Origin of the sequence: Flavobacterium sharifuzzamanii (genome assembly GCF_003254585.1) — a bacterium.
Lineage (GTDB): Bacteria > Bacteroidota > Bacteroidia > Flavobacteriales > Flavobacteriaceae > Flavobacterium > Flavobacterium sharifuzzamanii.
The window spans coordinates 94,118-119,372 of sequence record NZ_QJGZ01000030.1 but is presented as its reverse complement, the minus strand read 5'-3'; the positions used below and the strand labels follow the sequence as shown (position 1 = coordinate 119,372).

The 25,255-nt window shown below is 32.7% G+C and carries 22 protein-coding genes and 1 tRNA gene; 4 read left to right on the top strand and 19 right to left on the bottom strand.

Features of this window, described 5'->3' with window-relative positions:
- Positions 1-110: 110 nt before the first annotated feature.
- The 6 genes from DMA14_RS01795 to DMA14_RS01770 form a co-directional block, all read right to left on the bottom strand.
- Positions 111-184 (bottom strand) — tRNA-Thr (locus tag DMA14_RS01795).
- Between the two features lie 90 nt (positions 185-274).
- Positions 275-577 carry a ribosome hibernation-promoting factor, HPF/YfiA family gene (hpf, locus tag DMA14_RS01790; RefSeq protein WP_008466930.1) on the bottom strand — a complete coding sequence of 101 codons (303 nt, stop codon included), beginning with the start codon at positions 575-577 and terminating at the stop codon, positions 275-277.
- A gap of 32 nt (positions 578-609) precedes the next feature.
- Positions 610-1,503 (bottom strand): tyrosine-type recombinase/integrase, encoded by an 894-nt coding sequence (locus DMA14_RS01785; RefSeq protein WP_111422657.1) that lies wholly within the window; start codon positions 1,501-1,503, stop codon positions 610-612.
- Positions 1,504-1,594: 91 nt separating this feature from the next.
- Positions 1,595-1,789 carry a 30S ribosomal protein S21 gene (rpsU, locus tag DMA14_RS01780; RefSeq protein WP_026730435.1) on the bottom strand — a complete coding sequence of 65 codons (195 nt, stop codon included), beginning with the start codon at positions 1,787-1,789 and terminating at the stop codon, positions 1,595-1,597.
- A gap of 144 nt (positions 1,790-1,933) precedes the next feature.
- Positions 1,934-3,073 (bottom strand): acyl-CoA dehydrogenase family protein, encoded by a 1,140-nt coding sequence (locus DMA14_RS01775; protein WP_111422655.1) that lies wholly within the window; start codon positions 3,071-3,073, stop codon positions 1,934-1,936.
- 13 nt (positions 3,074-3,086) lie between these two features.
- A complete protein-coding gene (locus tag DMA14_RS01770; RefSeq protein ID WP_111422653.1) occupies positions 3,087-3,974 on the bottom strand; it encodes a ComEA family DNA-binding protein in 888 nt (295 codons plus the stop codon).
- Between the two features lie 263 nt (positions 3,975-4,237).
- Here DMA14_RS01770 and DMA14_RS01765 point away from each other — a divergent pair, with 263 nt between their 5' ends.
- Positions 4,238-5,710: an APC family permease gene (locus tag DMA14_RS01765; RefSeq protein WP_111422651.1), complete on the top strand. Its 1,473-nt coding sequence runs from the start codon at positions 4,238-4,240 to the stop codon at positions 5,708-5,710.
- Between the two features lie 52 nt (positions 5,711-5,762).
- Here the strand turns inward: DMA14_RS01765 and DMA14_RS01760 are convergent, their stop codons facing one another.
- The 7 genes from DMA14_RS01760 to DMA14_RS01730 all read right to left on the bottom strand — a co-directional run bounded on the left by DMA14_RS01760 (position 5,763) and on the right by DMA14_RS01730 (position 16,423).
- A complete protein-coding gene (locus DMA14_RS01760; RefSeq protein WP_111422650.1) occupies positions 5,763-5,990 on the bottom strand; it encodes a PspC domain-containing protein in 228 nt (75 codons plus the stop codon).
- 73 nt (positions 5,991-6,063) lie between these two features.
- Positions 6,064-7,335 carry a DUF2851 family protein gene (locus DMA14_RS01755; protein WP_111422648.1) on the bottom strand — a complete coding sequence of 424 codons (1,272 nt, stop codon included), beginning with the start codon at positions 7,333-7,335 and terminating at the stop codon, positions 6,064-6,066.
- Positions 7,336-7,412: 77 nt separating this feature from the next.
- Positions 7,413-7,895, bottom strand: a complete 483-nt coding sequence (locus tag DMA14_RS01750; protein WP_111422646.1) for a 3'-5' exonuclease — start codon at positions 7,893-7,895, stop codon at positions 7,413-7,415.
- Between the two features lie 80 nt (positions 7,896-7,975).
- Positions 7,976-9,337 carry a pyridoxal-phosphate dependent enzyme gene (locus DMA14_RS01745; protein ID WP_111422644.1) on the bottom strand — a complete coding sequence of 454 codons (1,362 nt, stop codon included), beginning with the start codon at positions 9,335-9,337 and terminating at the stop codon, positions 7,976-7,978.
- 47 nt (positions 9,338-9,384) lie between these two features.
- Positions 9,385-11,370, bottom strand: a complete 1,986-nt coding sequence (locus DMA14_RS01740) for a putative porin (RefSeq protein ID WP_111422643.1) — start codon at positions 11,368-11,370, stop codon at positions 9,385-9,387.
- A 250-nt stretch (positions 11,371-11,620) separates the two neighbouring features.
- Complete coding sequence (locus DMA14_RS01735; protein ID WP_238989907.1) at positions 11,621-13,135, bottom strand: SusD/RagB family nutrient-binding outer membrane lipoprotein; 1,515 nt, start codon at positions 13,133-13,135, stop codon at positions 11,621-11,623.
- Positions 13,136-13,138: 3 nt separating this feature from the next.
- On the bottom strand, positions 13,139-16,423 hold the full coding sequence (locus DMA14_RS01730; RefSeq protein ID WP_111422640.1) for a SusC/RagA family TonB-linked outer membrane protein: 3,285 nt from the start codon (positions 16,421-16,423) through the stop codon (positions 13,139-13,141).
- 653 nt (positions 16,424-17,076) lie between these two features.
- Here DMA14_RS01730 and DMA14_RS01725 point away from each other — a divergent pair.
- A complete protein-coding gene (locus DMA14_RS01725; protein ID WP_111422638.1) occupies positions 17,077-17,739 on the top strand; it encodes a ribonuclease HII in 663 nt (220 codons plus the stop codon).
- Positions 17,740-17,769: 30 nt separating this feature from the next.
- Here DMA14_RS01725 and DMA14_RS01720 read toward each other — a convergent pair whose 3' ends face one another.
- The 4 genes from DMA14_RS01720 to DMA14_RS01705 form a co-directional block, all read right to left on the bottom strand.
- Positions 17,770-18,621, bottom strand: coding sequence for a nuclear transport factor 2 family protein (locus DMA14_RS01720; protein WP_111422636.1), 852 nt, complete (start codon positions 18,619-18,621; stop codon positions 17,770-17,772).
- A gap of 304 nt (positions 18,622-18,925) precedes the next feature.
- Positions 18,926-19,624: a lipoyl(octanoyl) transferase LipB gene (lipB, locus tag DMA14_RS01715; RefSeq protein WP_111422635.1), complete on the bottom strand. Its 699-nt coding sequence runs from the start codon at positions 19,622-19,624 to the stop codon at positions 18,926-18,928.
- A 5-nt stretch (positions 19,625-19,629) separates the two neighbouring features.
- On the bottom strand, positions 19,630-20,382 hold the full coding sequence (locus DMA14_RS01710; RefSeq protein WP_111422633.1) for a hypothetical protein: 753 nt from the start codon (positions 20,380-20,382) through the stop codon (positions 19,630-19,632).
- A gap of 67 nt (positions 20,383-20,449) precedes the next feature.
- Positions 20,450-21,253 (bottom strand): hypothetical protein, encoded by an 804-nt coding sequence (locus tag DMA14_RS01705; RefSeq protein WP_157957643.1) that lies wholly within the window; start codon positions 21,251-21,253, stop codon positions 20,450-20,452.
- Positions 21,254-21,547: 294 nt separating this feature from the next.
- Between DMA14_RS01705 and lysS the strand changes: the two genes are divergently transcribed.
- Entirely contained in the window at positions 21,548-23,251 is a 1,704-nt protein-coding gene (lysS, locus tag DMA14_RS01700) for a lysine--tRNA ligase (RefSeq protein ID WP_111422630.1), read from the top strand.
- 91 nt (positions 23,252-23,342) lie between these two features.
- Positions 23,343-23,477, top strand: coding sequence for a hypothetical protein (locus DMA14_RS23045; RefSeq protein WP_262510311.1), 135 nt, complete (start codon positions 23,343-23,345; stop codon positions 23,475-23,477).
- 66 nt (positions 23,478-23,543) lie between these two features.
- Here the strand turns inward: DMA14_RS23045 and DMA14_RS01695 are convergent, their stop codons facing one another.
- Positions 23,544-24,140, bottom strand: a complete 597-nt coding sequence (locus tag DMA14_RS01695) for a hypothetical protein (protein ID WP_111422629.1) — start codon at positions 24,138-24,140, stop codon at positions 23,544-23,546.
- Between the two features lie 27 nt (positions 24,141-24,167).
- On the bottom strand, positions 24,168-25,181 hold the full coding sequence (locus DMA14_RS01690) for a 2-hydroxyacid dehydrogenase (RefSeq protein WP_111422627.1): 1,014 nt from the start codon (positions 25,179-25,181) through the stop codon (positions 24,168-24,170).
- Positions 25,182-25,255 lie beyond the last annotated feature (74 nt).

The window sequence follows — 25,255 nt, the reverse complement described above, 5'->3', positions numbered from 1 at the left end:
TCGAACCTGCGAAGTTCACACAGCAGATTTACAGTCTGCCCTCGTTGGCCGCTTGAGTATCTCCCCTTAATTTTAAAGAACTTATTCCAAATCGCATTTGAAATTTTCTGAGCCGATAGAGGGACTCGAACCCACGACCTGCTGATTACAAATCAGCTGCTCTAGCCAGCTGAGCTACATCGGCGAATACATTAAAAAAGTCCGCTATTTCTAACGGACTGCAAATGTAGCTATTTTATCTTTTAATCAAAACATTTTTTGAAAAAAATTTCAATTAAATGTGCGCTCTAATTTTTTCCTTCCTTTTTACAAGCAAACGTTCTAACGACTCTGCAGAAAGCTCAACCGCTTCTTCAAATGTTTTACATTGTTTTTTTACCAAAAAATCATCACCAGGAACATTAATCTTTATCTCCACCACCTTATTTTCTTTATCACTTGTTCTTTCCACTTTTAAAAAAACATCTGATGAAACCACACGATCGTAGTATTTCTCTAGCTTACCCATTCTTTCTTGGATAAAATCGACCAATTTTCTGTCGACAGTAAAATTAACTGCATGAACATCTACCTTCATAATAAAAATTTTAGGATTAACATTTAGAACCGCTATTTACTTCTCGGATGCGCACCCTTATATACTTTTTTAAGTTCCGCAAGACTATTATGAGTATAAACTTGTGTAGATGCCAAACTAGAATGCCCCAGCAATTCTTTAACTGAATTCAAATCTGCCCCATTATTTAAAAGATGTGTTGCAAAAGTATGACGAAGCACATGCGGACTTTTTTTTACCTTTTCTGAGACCCTACTAAAGTATGAATTTATTAAACGATAAACAAAAGATTCGCTCAATTTTAACCCTTTTTTCGAAACAAAAAAATAGTCCGAATCAACCAAACTTTCCAAAACACCCCTTTCCTTTACATACAAATCAATTTGATCTGCAATAATTGGCAAAATCGGAATAATTCGCTCCTTGTTTCTTTTTCCCAAAACTTTAATCATATTACTTGAACGATCAACATTTCTAATCATTAAATGAATCAATTCAGCGCGACGCATTCCTGTAACATAAAACATCTCCACAATAAGCTTGTCCCGGATTTCTTCAAAACCAACAGGAGCCTCCATCACATCCAGCAAATCTTTTAATTCTTTTTCCGAAAAAGGAACCTGAACTACTTTCGGAGTCTTCAAAGACTTATGCTTCAACATCGGACTAACTTCAATCTGCTTTGCCTTTAAAAGAAACTTATAAAAAGCTTTCAAAGAAGCCATCTTTCTATTAATCGAAACATTTGAAATATCCCGATCCACCAAAAAAACAATCCAACTTCTTACTTGACTATAATTCACCAAATCAATACTTTCTTGCTCAAAAGACTCCTTCACAAAAGACTCAAAAGCCATTATATCATTCAAGTAAGCACCAACAGTATGCGAAGAATATTTTTTTTCCAACAAAAGATAATCCGAAAAAGCTTCTTTATTCGTTTTCATAAAATCTAAAAATTAGGCATAAAAAAAAACCGTTAGCATCAAAATTAAAACATTTTGACCACTAACGGTAATTATTTTCGAAAAGCTGATATTAACTTTCTAAACTATCTTTCAAGCCTTGAATGTAAGCCGCTTTTTGGATTTGAGCTCTTTTGATAACAGAAGGCTTAATAAAAGCAGTACGTGCTCTTAATTGACGAACAGTTCCTGTTTTATCAAATTTTCTTTTATAGCGCTTTAATGCTCTATCGATATTTTCTCCGTCTTTAATTGGTATAATTAACATAATATAGACACCTCCTCTCGTTAAGGCTGCAAATGTATATATTAATTATGAATTATGAGTTATAAATTATGAATTATTTTTTTTCTAACTCAAAAAAGAAACAAAACCTATTATTATCTCCCACAATTCGGGCTTTAAAATTTATTATTTTAATAAATTTCTAGAAATAACAAGCTTTTGAATTTCGGTTGTTCCTTCCCCTATAGTACATAATTTAGAATCTCTATAGAATTTTTCTACCGGAAAGTCTTTGGTATAACCATAACCGCCGTGAATTTGAACCGCATCATTTGCAATTTTCACACATGCCTCAGAGGCATACATTTTTGCCATTGCGCCTGATGTTGTTACAGGCTTATGCTGTTGTTTTAAATAAGCCGCTTTATGCAAAAGCAATTCCGAAGCTTCAATTTCTGTTGCCATATCTGCCAACTTAAAAGAGATTCCTTGGAAATTACTAATAGGCTGACCAAACTGATGTCTTTCTTTTGAATATTTCAATGCTGCTTCATAAGCTCCTTTTGCAATTCCTAAAGACAGAGCTCCGATAGAGATTCTTCCTCCGTCAAGAATTTTCATAGCCTGAACAAAACCTTCACCAACTTCTCCTAATCTATTTGCATCAGGAACACGACAGCCATCAAAAACCAATTCAGCTGTTTCGCTTGCTCTCATTCCTAATTTATTTTCTTTTTTACCAGATGAAAAACCTTTCATGCCCTTTTCAAACACAAAAGCCGTCATTCCTTTAGAATCGCCTTTTTCTCCAGTACGAACAATCACAACGGCAACATCACCAGATATACCGTGCGTAATAAAATTTTTCGCACCATTTACAATCCAATGCTCACCATCCTTTACTGCAGTTGTATTCATTCCGCCAGCATCAGAACCTGTATTATGTTCTGTTAACCCCCAAGCTCCTATATATTCTGCTGTAGCTAATTTTGGCAGCCATTTTTTCTTTTGTTCTTCGTTTCCAAAAGTTAAAATATGATTTGTACATAAAGAATTGTGTGCTGCAACTGACAATCCAATTGAAGGATCTACTTTTGAAATTTCTTCAATTATTGTAACATATTCATGATAACCTAAACCTGACCCTCCATATTCCTCTGGAACCAAAACTCCCATGAAGCCCATTTCGCCAAGTTGTTTAAATAATTGAATTGGGAAAATTTGTGCCTCATCCCATTCCATTATATAAGGTCTAATATTTTTTTCTGCAAAGTCTTTTATAGACTGTGCAATCATTATTTGCGTTTCGTTGTAATCAAAGTTCATGAGTTAGTTTCTTTTAGAACTCCAAATATAAACTAATTATTTTTGCTTTTTCAACAGGAAAATCTTTAATTTTTATCAAATCCTCAATATTATTAAAATTTCCATTCATACTTCTATACGTTACAATTTGTTTTGCGAGTCCATATTTAAAGTACGAAAATTGAGCTAATTCTTTTAATGACGCCTCATTTACATTTATTTTCTTCAAAGATGAAGGAATCACAACTTTAAAATGACTATTTAGCTCACTTATAACTTCTGGCGAAAGTCCCCAAACATCTTTCAACTGCTCCATTGACACAAAAGTGCCTAAAATTTCTTTCTGGTTTAATATTCTTGTTGAAAGTCCTTCTCCTATTCCGTAGATTTTCATTAAATCTTCTTTAGTAGCTTGATTGATATCTAATATTTCAACCCTTTCGTTTTTTGAAAAACTTTTTATACTAAAATCTTTTTTCTCAATGCTATAATTATTTTTATTCTGTTTCCAATCTGGAAATTTAAATAAAGGAGAAATTACATTTAATAGTGAATCTGAAACTCCGGTAACTTTTTGAAATTCTTCTGCTGAGTTTACATACTTATTCTCTTTTCTAAATGCCATTAAACGATCAATTTCTTCAACCGACATTCCAAGCTTATATCCTTTATAATCAGAAATAAAATTAGGATTGAAAGGATAATTAATTGGTTTTGCCTTTTTATTGGTCAATTTCTCTTGATCGATTTCTGACTGAAGCGCAAGCCACTCTTCTTTTTCAGAGCTTTTAACTTCTGAAATATTAAAATCAGATAAAAAATAAAACAACTGTAACCCTATCATTATGATGAAAAGCATGAAAATGCCTATTCGTTGCTGTTTTGTGAAATAGAAATACTTATTTAAAGACTTAAAATTCATGATTAAAATTACTCCTGAAAAACAAATTAAGAAAAATCTTTCAAATTTATTAAGAAAATTACCAGGAAAAACTGTTTTCAAAAAATTATCGAATCTATTACAAAAGCCTAATTAATTTAATGAATATCAATACTTGAAGAATGTTTCTTACGAGTACTGTAAAAAAATCAAAGATTTTATAACTTAAAATATGATAATTGTTTTTATTTTTTACAAAAAACAATACATTTGGCACTTAATAACAAATAAACCAATAAAATTATATGTCAATTTGGAGAGTTAAACCTATATCAGCCTTTGAGGCCGATATGAAAAAGAGTGATTTAAAGAGGGTCCTAGGAAAATGGAGTCTTACTGCCATTGGTGTTGGTGCCATTATCGGCGGTGGAATTTTTGTACTTACAGGTACTGGGGCTTATTATCATGCAGGTCCAGCATTAGCAATTTCGTTTATCATCGCAGGTATTGCTTGTGTTTTTGCGGCTCTTTGCTATTCTGAATTTGCTTCTATTTTACCTGTTGAGGGGTCTGCATATGCATACGCTTACGGTACAATTGGAGAAGTTTTTGCCTGGATTATTGGATGGGGATTAATTCTCGAATATGCAATGGGATCTATGACTGTAGCAGTTTCCTGGTCCGGCTACTTTAACAAACTGTTAAAATTATTTCATATAAAACTTCCTGATTGGCTTACTACAGATCCTGCAAGTTATACTGGAGAAGGTTTCTCTATGAATCTTCCTGCTTTCTTGATCGTTCTTTTAGTTATTTCATTGCTTATTAAAGGTACAAAAAGCGCTGCCAAAGCGAATAACGCAATTGTTATTCTTAAAGTGTCTGCTGTAATCTTTGTAATTATTGCTGGTCTTTTCTTTATTAATACAGCAAACTGGAGTCCGTTTATTCCTGAAGCAACTCAGATTATTGAAAAAGAAACTACTCACAATGCTTACGGAATTGGAGGTATCATCTCTGGAGCCGCAGCTATTTTCTTTGCTTATGTAGGTTTTGATGCCGTTTCTACACAAGCTGGAGAAGCTATTAATCCTAAAAAAGACGTTCCTTTTGCAATTATCGCTTCCTTATTAATTTGTACTACTCTATATATTCTTGTTTCTTTAGTATTAACAGGAATGATGAACTACCAAGATTTTAATCCGCTAGGAAAATACCCTGAAGCTATTAAAGCTCCTGTTGCTTATGCGTTTGATATTGCTGGACAAGGATGGGCTGGTTTCATAATTACAGTTGCTGCTACAATTGGTCTAGTTTCTGTATTAATGGTAATGATTATGGGACAATCTAGAATTTTCCTTGGAATGTCTAAAGATGGTTTAATTCCTTCTGTTTTCTCTAAAGTAAACCCAATTTCTGGAACTCCAAAAACAAACTTAATGATTCTTGGAATTATTATCGCAACTGTTGCTGCTTTTACACCAATCAACAAATTGGCTGACATGACAAGTTTTGGTACTTTGTTTGCCTTTACTATGGTTTGTATCGCTGTTTGGATTTTAAGAGTAAAACAACCTGGATTAACCAGAACATTCAAAGTTCCTGCTTTACCAGTTATTGCGGTATTAGGAATTGCAATCAATTCTTATTTAATTTTTAATTTAAGTAAAGATGCACAGTTATTATCTTTCGGATGGCTTATTCTTGGTATAATTGTATACTTTGGCTATAGCAAGAAAAGATCTAGACTTAATAATACAGATGCGGATATTGAATAATTTTCAATTCTAGTCATAAAAAAAGCTCCAAATTAAAATTTGGAGCTTTTTTTTATAAATCAAATACTGATGTTCTTTTTGAACGAATCAGATCTTTCAATCTAATCCAGAAAGCAAGGGTTAAATACATCCCAAATCCTAGACCTGCTGTAACAAAAGAAATATAGATAAAAAACAATCGAACACTTGTTACGCGCATTCCAAGTTTATCTGCTAATCTTGAAGAAACATGGAAACCATATTTTTCAAAAAAAAATTTAAGTTTTAAAATTGCCGACATCTCTATATTTTAGATTTATGACTTGAGAGTTTTTAGATTCCTGACTGCCCAGGATTACAAAAGTACAAATTATCTAATTATTTTTAAGCAATTCCAAACCAAGAGCACATTTTAAACATGCTTTACGCTCGCAATATTCATTTTTGAGCTCTAGCAATGACTGACTTACAAATGCAGATTGAGACTTTATTCCGAATGAATTAAACTTATCAATGATGGTATTTTTCTCGGAAGCAACTTCATTTATAAAATCAATTAAATCTTCGGCAATTGATTCGCCTCTAATATTAGAATAAGCAAATTGAAGCGGAATTATAGTATTGATAATCATTAAATCTATGAATGACTTAGAAAGTGTTTTAGATTTCTTTGGACTTTCTTTGTCAAATTGATAGTGATTTTGCCAATACGAACTTGCAGAAACACTCAATAGATGATATACTTCTTCAACAGATTTCAAATCAATTATTTTTGAAAATAGGTTTTGATGTTTATGATATAAGGATGCTAATTGAGAAAGCCTGATTGTTGGGAAATTATCTGGACGGAGTTTAAAAAATTGAAGAGGATCTACATAAGTTTTTTCTATTTGATATTTATGCAATAAATAGAAGTAGCGAAATTTTAAATCTTTATAATAAACATCCTCTTTCTCTGCTTCTAACAAACCTGAAGTTCCAAAAAGCAATGCTTCTAGATTTTCGACTTCAAAACTTTCTTTTCTAATCACTGAAAACGGAATTGCCTTCGATATCTGCAAAAAAGAATTTCCATTGGTATTTAAGCCAAAATTCTTCGCTAGAAGGCAAAATAAGACTGCTTCCCAATCTTGATTGGTTTCTTCCAATAATTGATAAATAAACTTGGATTTTCGCTCTAAACGCTCAAAAAATAGTCTTTCTTGCCAGTTCTTAAATATAAACTTGTCAATTTCTTTTAATTGTCTTTCGCAAGAAATCCATGTTTTTGGAGAAACTAATGCATTATAATTATCAATAGTTTCTTTAGAGACATAATCTTTAAGCACTAGAACAGATATTTCTGTATTGTTTTCTCTAAAAATGACTGTATCATTTTCCCAAACGACGTGAAGAATCACATTTTTATAAGCAGCATCCTTTTCATGATTGTGCAAATACCAGTCTGAAGATTTTAAATGAATCTCCACATTACCAGCCCATTTTTGGCCACCAATTTCAATATGGGCGTTAAAAAAATCAGGACCAGAAAGTTCTAAATAATCACCAGTTTTAATAATGGTAATTGGCTCATTATGAACAGATTTTAAATTCAAGCTATCAAACTTCTTGAATTTCCAGAGATAATGAAGGAAGTCTTCTTTCATTTTAGATTTTATAGTATAATTACAAAATCTAAAATTAAATAAATTTAATATTATTCTTACAAATTATTTGAATTATTTTAGCGAAGCATATATAATTTAGCGCAAGCTCGTGCATCTGACAATGCTTCATGGTGATTGAGCTGAATATCCATTTCGCGACAGCAATCACTTAATTTAGTTGGTTTTATCCCTTTTGCTTTGTAAATCTTTACTGTACATTCCCATTTTGTAGCGATATTCAAATCCTCATAATTTAAGCCGTGAAGCAACATAGTTTTCATCAAAACATTACGGTCAAAGCTTTCATTATGCGCTACAACAACTCTATTTTTTAGCCTCTTTTCAATCTCAGGATATATCTGAAAGAACGATTTTGCATTGACAGTGTCTTTTGGATAAATTCCGTGAACGCGAATCGTAAACGGATTGTACTCATTATTTGGTGGCTTAATTAAAGAAACATATTCGTCTACGATAATTCCGTTTTCGACTGTTACTATACCAACTGAACAGGGGTGATATCCCGTTGCAGTTTCAAAATCAATAGCAGTAAAATTCATATTCTGTTTTTAAAAGACAAATCCATAAACCTTATCGTAAAAACAATTAGGCTTATGGATTATTAATAATTTGCAAAGGCTTATTTTATTGAGCCGATGATATCATATTTAGTAATAATGTGATGGTGTCCATTTCCTAAATCTACCAAAACAGCATCGTTTTCTTTAGTAAAAAGTCGTGAAACTTCCTCAATTGGCGTTCCTAATTTTACAATCGGGAAAGGTTTCCCCATCACCTCTTTAATTGGTTTTTCGGCAACATTTTTATCAGCAACATAACTTCTAAATAAATCTGTTTCATCTACAGAGCCCACAAAACCATTGATATCAACAACTGGAATCTGCGAAATTTTGTATTTACGCATACGCTCAATTGCATGCGAAACCAATTCCTCAGTACGCACCACAATTAGTTCTTTATCGATATGATCTTTTATAACGTCTTCTGCTTTTGTTACATTTTCTTCAAGGAATCCTCGTTCACGCATCCAGTCATCATTAAACATTTTACCTACATATCTGCTTCCAGAATCGTGAAATAGTACCACAACAACATCATCCGGCTTAAAATGTTCTTTCAGCTGTAATAAGCCTTTTATACAAGCTCCTGCTGAATTTCCAACAAAAATACCTTCTTCAAGAGCAATCTTTCTAGTATAGACTGCAGCATCTTTGTCGGTTACTTTTGTAAAACCATCAATTAGAGAAAAATCAACATTTTTAGGCAAAATATCTTCTCCAATACCTTCTGTTATATAAGAGTAAATTTCGTTTTCGTCAAAAATTCCTGTTTCGTGGTATTTTTTAAAAACAGAACCATAAGTATCAATTCCCCAAATTTTGATGTTTGGGTTTTTCTCTTTTAGATATTTTCCAACTCCAGAGATTGTTCCTCCTGTTCCAACTCCTACAACAAAATGTGTTATTTTTCCATCTGTCTGTTTCCAGATTTCAGGTCCAGTCTGCTCATAATGTGCCAGAGAATTTGACATATTATCGTATTGATTTACATACCAAGAATTTGGTGTTTCTTCTGCTAAACGTTTTGAAACTGAATAATAAGAACGTGGATCTGTAGGCTCAACATCTGTAGGACAAACAACAACTTTTGCTCCAACAGCACGAAGAATATCCATTTTTTCTTTAGACTGTTTGTCTGAGATCACACAAATCAATTTGTATCCTTTTACTATTGCAACAAGTGCGAGTCCCATTCCTGTGTTTCCAGAAGTTCCTTCAATAATAGTTCCCCCAGGTTTTAGTCGACCATCTGCCTCTGCATCTTCAATCATTTTTACAGCCATTCTGTCTTTTACAGAATTACCAGGATTAAAGGTTTCGACTTTTGCCAATACTAACGCATCAATTTCAGCAACAATTTTGTTGAGTTTTACCAATGGTGTATTACCAATTGTTTCTAAAATGTTATTTGAAAAGTCCATTTTTATTTAAGTTTATTAAGTGGTTCTAAATAAAAAACTAGCCAGTTTTATTTGAAGAAATTCCAAACCAGACCAAAACGCAACACAAAATCACGATACGGATTATGAGGCGCTGCATAATAGTTGCTTTGTGAAAATAAAGCATTAAAATGTTCCGCTTTTAAATAAAAACGAGTCTGGCGTATTCTGGCATTTACAAAGAAATCGAATGTTGCAAAACCACCGATTTTTTTATCCTGCTGCACAAAAAATTCTGCAATAACAGGGTTATAATCATCTCCATAATATTTCGTCATATAATTAAACACAAGCCCTGTCTGCATAAACAATGCTTTTTTGAAGAAATGATTTGAATAATAAAATGTATTTCTAGTTACAAAATCAGGTACATTTAAAATTAAATCTGACTGATCTACTTTCTGATATAAAAGTGTATTATCTAGAGCAAAAGGTCCAAATTTAAACTCTCGGCTTGCCTTTATTTCTAAATAATTAATTGCATTTCCGTACTGCATTGGCTTAACAATCTGCTCGCTTGCTGCTTTTTCTGCATCTGTTGCCATATCCGTAAAATACAAATGATCTTTTAGCACTGTATACTGAACTTGTCCTGTTAACCAAGGAGTTGTAATCTCTGCACTTAACGAATTAATTTTTTCATTTTTAAAATCATTTGCCCAATTGTATGAAATCCAACTACTTTGGTACAAATTATAATTGTTGTTTGGCAATTTATTAATGTTGCGATATCTGAAATCAAATTTGATTTTTTCGTTCATATCATATCGCAGCTTAGCATCTAAATCTGAAAGCGATTCATTGGTAATTGATCTAGAATATAAAAATCGACCATTCCATTTATTTTTCTGATATTCATACTGAGCTCCGAAATTATTAAACTGCAAAAACAAATTGTCTGGAACTGCATTTCCATTGGCATCAATAATAACTCGGTTATACTTGTAATTTGATCTGTAATCATCTACAAAAAATATAAATTTACCTAAAAGCGAATTTTCATAAGCTGCACCAACTTTATTATAAAGCCTTTCATACTTTGTCTGATCATTAATAGTGTTTGCTACATACGAATCTCCAAATCGCTGTATGCGCGTGGTCGATCCGTCGTTTGCTGTTATGGTAGAGATTACTGTTGGCTGTTTATATTCATAATCTTTATATTCATAGTTAAACTGATGTGTTATATACAAATTGTTGCTTCCATCAGTTGGGTTAACTCTAAAAGCATGATCAAAAAACAACCTTCTTCCTTTTAAGAAAGACTCTGCATCAGTCAAATAAACCTGCAATCTTTGTCTGTTTTTATAATCTTTATTATCACTTTCAAAATCAGCATCATTTGTAATACCACCATTTTCCTCATTCATTATATCCTGATTCGTAAAATGTGCATTTATAGCATATCTTTTGTCAGTTGTAGCATAGCTGGTTGTAATTCTTAAATTTCCAGCACTAACCAATTGATTATTATAATCTCCCTCAGATCTCAGGCCTTTATAGGCAATAGAGAAATTTAGATTTTTGGAAACGTTTAATGTGATAAAAGAATCTACATTCTGTCCTTTTTTTATAGTTGTATTAAAAAACAACTCTGTAAAAGGTGTTGCAACAGAATAATATCTAATTTGATCTGCCTGCATATAAAGTGAATGTTTTCCGTTAAAACCAATTTCAGGATAAGGAGAAAAACTAGTCAAACTATATTGCAATGTATTTAATGGTTGACCAATATTTGATAACTCCTGAAGTCCGAAAAGATCTTTTCTAAGATGATTCTGTCTGTAGGCACTTTTAATCGTTAGCGAAGTATCTGCATAAATGGTATCGTGTTCTAAAGTCACTATTTTATACTGATCTATCGTCGCTATTTTTTGTTTTTTCTTTTTTACGGAATCCGTTATACTTGAATATTCCGTATTCATATCTAAATTATTTTTAGAAGCAGTTTTCTTTTCTTGCGAAAACAATAATGTTGGAACAACTAATAGATATAGAAAAATGAATATTCTCATTTGATGGCTTTATATAATATTATTTCGAAAAAATTTAGTGAAGCAAAGGTAAAAGATAAAAACATATAAATAAAAAAACATATATATAATATGAACCTAGAATTGTTTGGGTCTTTTGGAAACGAAAACCCCGTATACAAAAGTATACGGGGCTCTCAAAAAAAATCAAAATATTTATTTTTCTATTCCCAAACTGGGTATAATTTACTTTGAATCATCAACTTAATTGATGTAGATTATATTCTAAAGATTAGAATTTATCCCAGAACAATTTAGTGTTTAATAAATCTCCTCCAATATCAGCAGAAGCTTTAGTATAATTTGCTTTATTGATACTTGCTTCTACACCTGGATAAGTATATCTAACAGGTACAGTGAAAATAAGTTTGTTGATAGCTGCTTGAGGCGCTTTTAACACTGGGAAATCCAATCTTCTGTAAGATGTCCATGCTTCGTATCCTCTGTTGTAAAGAGCAAACCATGCTTGATTACCAATTTTTTCTTTATATGTTGCTCCACTTAACGGATTGTTATAATCCACTTTTGGGCTCGCAATATAAGCATCAATAGCAGTGGTATTAGTTACTCCCCAGTCTGCCATAGAAGCTCTAATACCAGCTTCGTAGTATACTTTTGCTTGAGCAGAACCACCTGGAATTAAGCTTTTCTCTGCAGCTTCTGCTAATAAGAAATTCAACTCAGCAAAATCGAAGATAGTTCCAGGGAAAGCTGGATTATTTAATGTAGATGATATTTGTGAGTAAGATGTATAAACATTTCCTGCACCATAAGTTCCTCCTACAAATGTTCTTCCTGCAGGAATAACTGGAGCTGGAGAAGTTAGGTTAGTAAAATATTTAGGCATCCTTGGGTCACCACCAGGAACAATAGCGTCCATAGCAGAAACAAAAGGCTCAGCAGGAATAAAATCAAATCTCTGGCTAGTTACTAAATCAGCATACAATGGATTTTGATTTCCTGATGTAGTTAAATAAGTTAATTTTGTATTATCATTATTATTAGCTAAAGCACCAGAAGCAAGAGCTGCCTGAACTTGAGTAGTTGCATACGCTGGATCAATATCAGACATATTAACTGCCATTCTAATTATTAATGAGTTAGCAAATTTTGCCCATTTTGCATTACTTGCAGCATTACCTGAATAAATAATATCTGCAGCACCAAAGTTAGCTACTGTACTATTCGCTTTTAAAACAGCAACATCTGCAGTTAATCTTTTAATAAGATCCTGATAGATAGTTTTTGCATCGTCATAAGCTGGTAAAGGATATTTGTTAATATCGATTGCCTGTGTGTAAGGAACGTTTCCAAATGTATCTACCAATACACTATAAGCGTAAGCTTCTAAAACATCTATAAGCGCTAATTTATTTTGCTTAATTGCTTCGTCTGCAGGAGTTGCAGGAGTTGTTGCTACAATCATAACTCTTGAATCATGAAAATCAGCTAGAACATCTCTGTACAAAACCAAAAAGTGCGTATCAGGAATTTTTCTGTTTGTAATGTTATACTGGCTTTCATCAGGATAAGTTGTCTCTGTCCATTGTTGTGCAAATAATCTAAAAACGTTATTATTCACACTAGTACTAACCATTTGATCGACTAATTTTTTCTCAGCATTTGTAAACAAATATTCCGCTTTGGTAGTTGTTGGTTTTTTCGGGTCAACATTCATATCTGTAATGTCTTGGCTGCACGAAACCATCATACCCACCACAGACATTAATAAAAGTACTTTTTTCATGATTTAAAATTTTAATGTTAGGTTACAACCAATATTTCTTGTTGTCGGAAGTGAACCTCCTGAATAACCTGATGATAAGTTACCTGAACTTATACCACTTTCTGGATCTGCATCTGGAAGATTTTTACTGATGATCCATAAGTTAGAACCTACTAAAGAAAGGCGTAAATCATTCAAACCTGCTTTAGCTATAAATTGTTTAGGGAAGCTATAAGTAATACTTACTTCTCTTAATTTTACATAACTTGCATCATAAACGAATGCTTTTTGTGGATTATTATTGTAACCATAGATACTTCCAGCTACCTCAGGACTTGGTGTTCTTGTAGTATTAGGAGTACCATCTTCATTAACTCCTGGTAAAATAACACCTCCACCATTAGCCAATGTATTTCTTACAGGGTTTCCAAGCTCGTTGTTTCCTGCTGTAGAAGTATACAAACCAGAGCTTTGTCCATAATATTGATCAAGAGAGAAAATATCTCCTCCTTTTTGAATATCAATTAAGAAACCTAGAGAAACTTGTTTGTAAGTAAATTTGTTACGGATACCACCAATCCAGTCGGGAGTAACATTACCAATTACATTATTAGTAGTTGCAGTTTGCAAATACACTCCATTTTTAGTTACTCTTTGTCCGTCTTTGTAGATATAATCTTTCCCAAGGATATCTCCATACGCATGCCCTTTTGTACCAACAATACTAACACCTCCTTGGAATGTACCAATTGTTAAAACATCCACACCTTCTGTTAAAGCTACAACTGTATTTTCATTTTTAGACCAGTTTAGGTTAATATCCCACTGAAAATCTTTTGTTCTAAAAGGGGTTGCATTGAATATTAACTCAACACCTTTATTTTCAACTGATCCCGCGTTTACGTATCTTGAAGAGTTACCAGTTGCAGTAGAATAATCTACCGCAAAAATTTGATCTGCACTTAAACTTTTATAAACAGCTACATCAAAACCTAATCTTCTGTCAAAGAATTGCATCTCTAAACCAAGTTCTTTAGATGTAGTTTTTACAGGGTGCAAATTTGGGTTATTAGCCGTGTTTGGTCTTGAATAAAGTTGGTTTGAGCCAAATGGGTTAAATTTAGTAAATACATCTTGCAATGCATAAGGATCAATACTTCCTTGTGGATTCTCAGCATAACTCGCTCTTAATTTACCAAAAGTTAACCATGGCGCATTAATATGTTTTGTAAAAACGTAACTTCCAGAAACTGAGTACGTGTTAACATCGTTATTATTTTGTGGCAACATCGAGAATGCATCATTACGTACAGTTCCTTCTAGATAAAGGAAATCTCTGAATCCTAGAGAAGCAGAAGCATAAACACTGTTCACAGCTGTATTATCCTCAGTCTCAATTGGGAATGGAGAAGGATTTACTGAATTTGATAATGAATAGATTCCAGGAATAATTAATCCTCCATCTGTAGAAGCCAATGTAGATGTACGTCTAGTTCTTAAAGCATTGTACCCAACCAAACCTGTCAATGTGAAATCTTCAGTAAGTTTTTTATTGAAGTTTAATGTAAGCTGATAGTTTTGCTCAGAAAACATACCTGTATATTTTTGGTATCCTGAACCAACAGCTAGACGGTTGATACCAAATGTACCTGCCAAAGATCCTACTGCTTTTCTCTCTTCACGCAATTCAGAATAACTATCTGTACTTATTTTTCCTGTAGCGTTTAACCAATCTGTAAATTTATAATCTAACTGACCATAACCGATAAAACGATTTCTTTCGTCTGTCTGGTAATTTTTATATCTTGTAAAATACGGGTTATCCCAATATTTAGGATTTGTATTTCCATTAGCAGGATCTGCCATGTTCCATGAAATATTTTGTCCACCAGAATTTTGGAAAACTTCTTTCTGAGATTGAATATCTACGTTAGTTCCCCACCATTGACGGAATAAACCTGCTACGTTATCACCACCGTAACCAGTAGCATTTCTACCTGTTGTAGTTTGAGCTAAATAATTTGCAAAAACACTTACAGATAATTTATCTGTCATTTTCTGATTGAATTTAATACTTGCATTATTTTTCTTCAATTCACTATTTGGCAAAATACCATTCTCTTTATAATTGTTGTAATTGATAACAAAGTTGCTTTTATCTGAACCACCTTCAAAAGAGATTGAGTTATTGAATGTTTGAGCTGTTTGAAAAAATGTAATTGGGCCATTTTTAGCAGCTACCCATGGAGATTTTTGTCCAAATTTTGAAGAATATGGAGTATAAGATTCCCAAGTATAAACAGAAAGATTCGGATCAAACGCAACACCATAAGAAGCATCATCTGTAGTACTTACCACTTGGTTACCATTTTTATCTATAACAAAAAACGCACCTGTTGGTCCAACTGGAGTACCTTTTGGATTTCCTGCAGCATCATAAGTTGGTCCATAACCTTGTCCATATTTGTTTTGGTAATCAGGGAAAGTTTTTTTATCTGCTGAACCAACTCCAAACTCACTAGATATGGTAATTCCCATACCTTTCTGAGCTTTCCCTTTTTTAGTAGTAATCATAATTACACCGTTACCAGCTTGAAACCCATATAATGCAGATGCTGCAGCACCTTTCAATATATTTAATGTTTCAATATCATCAGGGTTAATATCCATACCAGCATTACCATAATCATAAGTATTACGTGCTCCAGAAGTCTGTGCTCCATTACTTGAATTTATATTCGAGTTATTAACAGGCATACCATCAATTACAATAAGCATTTGGTTATTTCCTGTAAGGTTTTTAACACCTCTTGAAACTGCGTTTGTAGATCCTCCAAAGTTGGTGTTTCTTCTAATTTGCACCCCAGCAGATTTACCAGAAAGATCATTAATAAAGTTAGCACCTGTAGTACCACCCACTAAATCTTCTCCTTTTATTTCCTGTGTAGTATATCCAAGTGCTTTTTTCTCTCTCTTAATACCTAGAGCAGTAACAACAACACTTTCTAATTCTGTAGTATTACTAGTTAATTTTACATTTAATGCTGTAGAAGTAGCTGCAACCTCTTGCGTTTTCATTCCAATGTAAGTAAAAATCAAGACTTCGCTTGACGTTGCTTTGATAGAGAATTTTCCATCAAAATCTGTTTGCGTTCCGCTTTTAGTTCCTTTAACTAATACACTTACACCTGGAAGAGGCATTCCTGCATTATCGGAAACTATACCCGAAACAGTTCTTTCTTGCGCAAAGGTTAGTTGCGTAATCAGCGCCACCAGAAGCACTAAGAATCCATTTAACTTTAGTTTCATTTTTAAAAATTTTGAATTAGTATTCGACAAACATCTTAATATTTTCTTAAAACAACAATGCAGTAAACTGATACTATATAACTTTTTTTTAATATTATTTTAACACATGTTTATTTTGAAATATTTAATCAACGCAAAACTAGCACTATACAAAATTTTATACATAAAATACTGTAATTTTGTTAATCAATACATTAACATTTATTTAACATTTAAAGCAAGAATTACCTCAAAAAAAAGAGAAGAAAAAGCAAAATGCACCTAGGTATTATCTTACATATTGGTTAGATAAATAAAACATTCTGCATTGAAAATGTTTCATTTGACAAATTTTCAATTAATATTTCTTTATCAAATTGTAACAAATTGTAAATCAAGTCTTATAAATCTTAATTTTCGCCTTTTTTAATCAATTTTACAAAATCAACAATTAAATATTTTGCAAAAAAAATCATAAAATTCAATAGTTTCCTCCTTGTTTTACTGAAGATCGCAGACTTTTAATCAATCCGAAAAATCATGAAATTTGCATCAATTTTGGCTGTGACATGTCCATTTCAAAAAGTGCAAATATTCCCATTGTTCCTATTTGAATCTATTAATGATTTTCAGAAAAAAAAGCACCATATTTGCTTTTTTTAAAACCTAAAAAAATGCTCGAAAAAAATTTCTCAGGATTTGTTTTAGAAACTGGAACTGACGAAGCCGGAAGAGGATGTCTAGCTGGTCCAGTTACTGCCGCAGCTATAATTTTACCCGAACATTTTGAGAATAAAATCTTAAATGACAGTAAGCAATTATCAGAAAAAACAAGAGCGCTTTTAAGACCTATTCTTGAAAAAGAAGCTGTATGTTTTGCTGTTACACATTTATTCCCAGATGAAATTGATGAAATAAACATTCTAAATGCTTCAATGAAAGGAATGCAGGAATGTATTTTAAAATTGAAACATGTTCCCGAATATATTATTGTAGACGGAAACCGTTCCTTAAATGCTAAACTCGGACTTAAAAACACTTTTGGGAAACAGTTTTCTAAAGATGAAATTGCGCTTTTAAAGTCGATTCCGAACCAAAGTATTATAAAAGGTGATGGAAAATACTTAAGTATTGCTGCAGCATCCGTTTTAGCAAAAACGTATCGTGATGAATACATGGAAAAAATTCACGAAGAATTCCCAATGTATAACTGGAAACAAAATAAAGGATACCCAACAAAAGAGCATCGTGAAGCCATTAAAGAATTTGGAACTACAAAATATCACCGAATGAGTTTTAGGCTCTTGCCTGAGCAATTAGAACTCGATTTGTTTTAAAAAAAAACGACCTATTTCTAGGTCGTTTTTTTACTTTTTGCTTTTTAAAAACTCAGCAAATGTTCTTGTGTCATAATAGAAAGGCCTAACAGAAATAATTTTTCCATCTTTCAAATCAAAATGTTCTGAAATCGGAACTGACATTGTTTTACCTGATTTTTTAGATTTACAGTTTATTGTAAAATAAATGATTACTTCATTTTTAGAAGCATCGCTAAAATAAGTTGGTTCTTTTTCTATTTGAAGATCAAAAAACTCATTTGATTTTGCAAACATTTTTGTCCATTCACTAAAACCAATATAAGTTCCGCCATAAGGCAAACCAACAGCCTGATTGTAAATTGCACCATCTGCCACTACAGTAGCCAAAGCATCGAAATCTTTTGTTTTAAAAAGACTTTCGTAATATTTTGCTACCACTTTTAAATTATCAGTTTCTAGATTTTTCAAAATATCAGCTTCAGACAAAGTCGCTCCTTTATCCCAGAAACCAATAATTTTACTAACCTGGCCTTTTCCATTTAAACGTGCAAAATCACGTCCAGCCATTACAAGGTTATTTTTAGAATCAAGAACTTTCCATTCCCAGGTCACGTAATTGTCTTTTACAATTTTAGGCCCCGATGTTAACACAGCATCTGGGTTTTTCTTGTAAAATTCGTTAATTACATTATTAAAGGCCGTAATTCCTTTTATTGAAGCCGAGGGATCTTCAAAAGTACTGTCTTCTAACCAAATCGATTTGATCATCTTTAATCTGGTATCGCTGTTTTTTTCCTGCCACACTTTTTCATAAACTGCAACGGGATATAATTTATCTTTCTTTTGGGCAAAAAGACCATTAAGTACAAAAAGGAAACAGAATAAGTAGATTTTTCTCATAAGCAATCGGTAATAAAATGAAATTTAAATTTAATAGTACAAAACCAAATTTAGCATAAATAGCTAAGAGAATTACAAGAAGTCTAGAATTTGCCATCCCATCAAAATCTTAACTTTTATGGAATGGTTTTTCAGTTTTTTGAATATAAATTTAAGAAAAAAACGCTTTGTATTTAAAAAACAAACCTTGTTTCGTTGCTCAAGACCGAAATAATTATTTTAGAAAAACACATTTATTACACAAAATAAAAAACCCGTTTCAAATGGATACTTGAAACGGGTTAATTTTTATTAGCAATTGTTTTTAAACAAATTCAGCTTCGAATAGTTCGGTTAAATGTTTTATGATTTTAGATTTTATCTCTTCTTCATCTACTTTCTCTACGCCAAGTTCTACATTTAAAGAAGTAACACCTTTTCCGCGAATACCACACGGAATTATGTTGTCGAAATATCCTAAATCAACATTTGCGTTTAAGGCAAATCCATGCATGGTAACCCAACGTGAAGCGCGAACGCCCATTGCACAGATTTTACGCGCAAACGGAGTTCCTACGCCGAGCCAAACACCTGTTTCTCCTTCACTTCTACCCGACTCTAAACCATATTCTGCCAGTGTCAGAATAATTGATTCTTCTAATAGACGCAGGTATTTATGAATATCGGTAAAGAAATTTTCTAGATCTAAAATCGGATAACCTACAATCTGTCCCGGTCCGTGATACGTAATATCACCTCCACGGTTAATTTTATAAAAAGTCGCTCCTTTGGCTTCTAGCTGCTTTTCGTTTAATAATAAGTTTTCAAGATCACCGCTTTTCCCTAAAGTATAAACATGCGGATGCTCCACAAACAATAAATAATTTGGCGTTGGCAGATCAAGTTCTTCTCTTCTGTTTTTGATTTTTAAATCGACTATATCTTTAAAGATTTCTTCTTGATATTCCCAAGTCGATTTATAGTCTCTTTTGCCCAGATCCTGAAGTTGGATTTTTTTATTCATTTTAATTATTTTTCAAACTCAACATCAAAGTTCAGTTTGTCAGGATTCTCCATATAATCCGTAAAAGAGTATTGAATTGTAATTGATTTTCTATCGTCGCTAAATAAAGCACTTGGATTAGAGACTGTTTTAATCTTTTTTGGAAAATGATATTTTACAATATAACTAGACGAAGCAAACATCATTTTAGTCATATCTGCAGCTGTATCTTTTGCTTTTGCTGCTTGCAGTTTTTGCTGATCTACTACTGCTTTTCTTGTAAATTTCTTTCCGTCATAAGTATAGTTTAATTTACTATTGTTATCTCCAAAACCATTTCCAAGCGGACTAGCGTTAGCTCCGCCTTCTAATTTTTGGAATGTGCTTAAGGTCTGTAAAATATCCTGAAGTTCATTAACATTTTTAAAATCAGTTCCCAAAGTCATTAGAAACTGTTTTTTCTCTGAACTCATTTTGGTTGACACAACGAAATTTTCTAGTTTTTTAAGCTCTTTCTGAGTTTCGGGTGACAGCTTCGCAATACTGTCTTTTTTTTCTTCAAACATCTTTTTGAAAGTAAAAGTAGTATCGATATCTTTTTTAGCGTCGCCCATTTGACCTGCAATTTGATCGCCAGCCATTTCCATTAAAGCAGAACCATCCATATCAACAGAAAATTTTCCTGTTCCGTTATCATTGATGTAAATGTTTTCGGTAAAAGTGCAGCTGGTTAATGTCGCTATTAAAAAAGAAAAACTCAGTAATTTATATAATTTCATCGCAGGTATATTTTTATCAAAGATACAAAGACTATTTTTAAAAATGCATTTTATTGAAAACCTCCAATTATTGCTCAAATTCAACTTTGAAACCAAAATCGGCACTGCTTTCCTGCATATTGCCTAATGGAATTTCGGCAGTAAAGCTTTTTCTATCTTCTGCTACTACGGCATTTTTAATTGACACGGTTTTAATCTTTTTAGGAAAATGATATTCTGCTATATATTTACATTCCTTCATCATTTCTTCTATTTTTTTTGAGAATGGATCATCACTCTTTTCTTTCTTAGCTTCTTTTTTCTTTTTAGCTTTTTTATCGTCTTTAGAAGGTGTTACAGCCTTTATAAAAACCTTGCCATCATAAAAAATAGTTGAAGTTGATTTTTCTTCTGGCTTTGGAGCCGCGCTTAAAGCTCCTAACCTTTTTTTGTCTGTGGCCGCCAGCGCTTCTAAACTTTCAGCAGGTGTTGCGATAGTTTTAAAATCTGTTCCACTAGGAAAATCAAATGCCATACTGTATTCGAATTGCTTTTTTTCGTCGTTTACTTTTATGCTTACTTTAAAATCCTCGAGAAGTTCAAGTTTCTCTTTTTCTTTCTCCAGCTGCGCTAGTTTTTCTTTATCTCCATTTGGCAGTTTAGAAATACTGTCTTTTATTTTAGTAAGAACATCTTTGAAAGTAAAAGTAGTATCTAAGACTTTATTGACTTTAGCAGAATCTGCTTTTTTCATTCCTAGTTTATACATCGGTGACATATCAAAACCATAAGACAAAGTTCCAGATCCATCTTCATTCAAGACCATTTTTTCCTTAAGCGTACAGCTTGTAATACAAAATACAATAAAAAAGCAAAGTAGAATTCTTTTCATAATTTAGGTTTAAGTTATTCAAGCGAAGATACCTTCTTTTAAGAATTATTTGAGTTACATTTTAAAACAACTTTCAATTTGTTATTTTAGATTTCTTCAAAAAACTACAAATCAAACACTTGACACTGTTACGTATTTTATATTTGCTAAAAATAAATCTATTCTAACAGCTATCAATGTTGACTAAAGATGATTGAAACCCAATATATTGATGTCACAAAAAATCTAAAAACAGCATTCTAAAATCTGCATTCTTTTCTTTATCTTTGCACACTTAAAAAAATAGCACTAAAAATGGCATTATCAGAACAAGAAATCATCAGAAGAGAAAAACTTCAAAACTTACGCAATCTGGGAATCAATCCTTATCCAGCTAATCTTTTTCCTGTAAATCATACTTCGAAGCAGATAAAGGAAACTTTTGAGGAAGGTAAGAAGGTTATCGTTGCAGGACGTTTGATGAGTGTTCGTGATCAAGGTAAAGCTTGTTTTGCTGAACTACAAGACAGCGAAGGACGTATTCAATTGTATGTGAATCGTGATGTTTTGTGCGAAGGTGACGATAAAACTTTATACAACCAAGTATTCAAAAAATTAACCGATTTAGGAGATTTTATTGGTATCGAAGGTGAATTATTTACTACACAAGTTGGTGCAAAATGTATTCGTGTGACTGGTTTTACTTTCTTGAGTAAAACATTGCGTCCGTTGCCTTTACCAAAAGTTGATGAAGACGGAAAAGTACACGATGCTTTCAATGACGCTGAATTGCGCTATAGAATGCGTTATGTAGATTTAACTGTAAATCCGCAAGTAAAAGAAACTTTCCTTAAGAGAACTAAATTGTTCACTGCAATGAGAGAATATTTTAATAATGCAGGATACCTAGAAGTTGATACTCCAGTTTTACAGTCAATTCCTGGTGGAGCTTCAGCTAGACCATTTATTACACACCACAACTCGCTTGATATTCCGCTTTACATGCGTATTGCAAATGAGTTATACTTAAAAAGATTAATTGTTGGTGGATTTGAAGGTGTTTATGAGTTCTCTAGAAACTTCCGTAACGAAGGGATGGATAGAACGCATAATCCTGAATTTACTGCAATGGAAATATATGTAGCTTACAAAGACTACAACTGGATGATGGACTTTGCTGAAGGTTTACTTGAGCATTGTGCAATTGCCGTTAACGGAACTAGCGAAGTTACTTTTGGCGAGCACAAAATCAACTTTAAAGCGCCTTATGCACGCGTTACAATGACAGATTCTATCAAACATTTTACTGGTTTTGATATCTCTGGAAAAACAGAACAAGAATTGTTTGAAGCTGCACGTGGAATGGGAATCGAGGTTGATGAAACAATGGGTAAAGGAAAATTGATCGATGAGATTTTCGGAGCAAAATGTGAAGGAAATTATATTCAGCCAACTTTCATTACAGATTATCCAAAAGAAATGTCTCCACTTTGTAAAGAGCACAGAGATAATCCAGATTTGACTGAGCGTTTTGAATTAATGGTTTGCGGTAAAGAAATCGCAAATGCTTATTCTGAATTAAATGATCCAATTGATCAAAGAGAGCGTTTTGAAGACCAGATGCGTTTGGCTGCAAAAGGTGATGATGAAGCAAACGGAATTATCGACGAAGATTTCTTAAGAGCTCTTGAGTACGGTATGCCTCCAACTTCTGGAATGGGAATTGGAATGGATCGTTTGATTATGTATTTGACAAACAATGCTTCGATTCAAGAAGTTTTATTGTTCCCACAAATGCGTCCTGAGAAAAAACAAGCTCAAATCGAACTTTCTGATGAAGAAAAATTCATCATTGACTTGCTTACCAAAAATGAAAATAGAATGGATTTGACGCAGCTAAAAATTACAGCTAACTTAAGCGGTAAAAAATGGGATGCGTCTATGAAAAACTTATCTAAACACGGTTTAACTAAAGTCGTTGTTGACGGCGAGTTTAAATTTGTTGAATTGGTAGGGTAATTATTGTCCTATTTTATTATAATACAGCCCAGCAGGTTTGAATCTGCTGGGCTGTATTATTTAAATTGCCTAAACAGAAAACAACTTAACCATGCATAATCAAGAAATTTATCAATTGGATGAAGAAGAAATAGATATCATCAGACAAAGTGAAGAAGATATAAAATATGGCAGAGTCATTTCTCAAGAAGATTTAGATAGACAAGATTTGGAATGGCTCTCTTAATTTTAAGCAACAAACCCGACAGGTTTTAAAAACCTGTCGGGTTTAGCTTTAACTTTCAATTGAAATTTAAAAAGAATACTTCTCCAGTTTCTCCCCTTGAATATCCAAAACCTTTGTACTTTCTTTTGGAACATCTCCTTTTATAACTTGCTGAACAGACGGATTTGACGGATATTTTCCGCTTTTCATTTTTAGAAGATGAAATTTCCCTCCACTTTCAAAAATTAAATCATAAAATTTTTCTGTTGATGAAGTGCTTACATATATTGGAAAATCAGTTACAGTGAAACGATTAATTACACTTCCGTCATTCTTCAAAATATAACCTGAACAGCCTCCGCTTCCGCAGAAATAAGAATTAGAGAAACCAACAAAATATTCGTTTTTCTTGTCATTATTTAAATCAAAAGCTTCGTAATAAAAATAACGATCGTCTTTTGTCAATGCAGGAATGTCATTCTTTAACAGAACCAATAATTGTTTGCGGATTAATTCTATGGCTTTATCTTTTTTTGAAGTAACTTCACTCAAATCTGCAGTTCCTCCAAGTGTTTTAGACAATGTATCCTGAACAATTGTTTTTACAATATTTTTCGAATTGTCTTTATTCTGACAAGAACTCAATGCCAGAAGTACGATTAGAATTAAAATCTTATTTTTCATAATCCTATATTTTAAATTCGTTATAATTTACACCAGCAATGCCGCTTTATTTTCAATATCATTTTGCGTCAATAATGATTTTATATTATTGAAAGTCACCAAAGCAATCTGCGTTAAAGCTTCGTTGGTAAAAAATGCTTGATGCGCTGTTACCAATACATTCGGGAAACTCATTAAACGCTGAATCGCGTCATCTTGAATAATGTCTGCCGAAAGATCTCTAAAAAACAGTTTTTCTTCCTGTTCGTACACATCAATTCCTAAATAGCCAATTTTCCCTTCTTTTAAACCTTCAATAACCGATGAAGTCTCAATTAATCCACCACGGCTTGTATTGATAATCATAACACTGTCTTTCATAAAAGAAATAGAGGTAGTATTGATGACATGCTTGGTCTGTTCATTCAGCGGACAGTGAAGCGAAATAATATCACTCGATTTAAAGATTTCTTCTAAACCCACAAAAGAAACGCCGTCCTTTTTCATTTCTTCGTTTTCGACAATATCATAAGCCAAAACTTTACAGCCAAAACCTAGTGCTATTTTAGAAAATGCTTTTCCTATATTTCCAGTTCCTATAATTCCGATTGTTTTCCCGAATAAGTCAAAACCTAATAAACCGTTTAAAGAAAAATTTTGTTCGCGAACTCTATTGTAAGCTTTATGCGTTTTTCTGTTTAAAGTCAAAATCATTGCCATGGCGTGTTCGGCAACTGCCTGAGGCGAATATGCGGGAACACGGCAAACTTTTATTCCATGTTTTTTAGCAGCTTCCAAATCGACATTATTAAATCCAGCGCAACGTAAAGCAATTATTTTTACCTTTTTTTCTGCTAATTGATTAATAACCGTTTCATTTACAATGTCATTTACAAAAACACAAACAATCTCGCACTCTTCAATTAAAGCTACTGTCTGAGGATTTAACTGTGTTTCGAAAAAATTCAACCGAAAACCAAAGCCTTCGTTGTATTTATTGAAAAACGTTTTATCGTAAGGCTGAGTAGAGAAAAAGGCGATTTTGCTGTTACTTGGTTCCATAAATTTGATTTTGAATAGTTCCTTAAAATTACGGATTTTATTTTAAAGTAATTTAAGACATAAAAAAAGAGCTT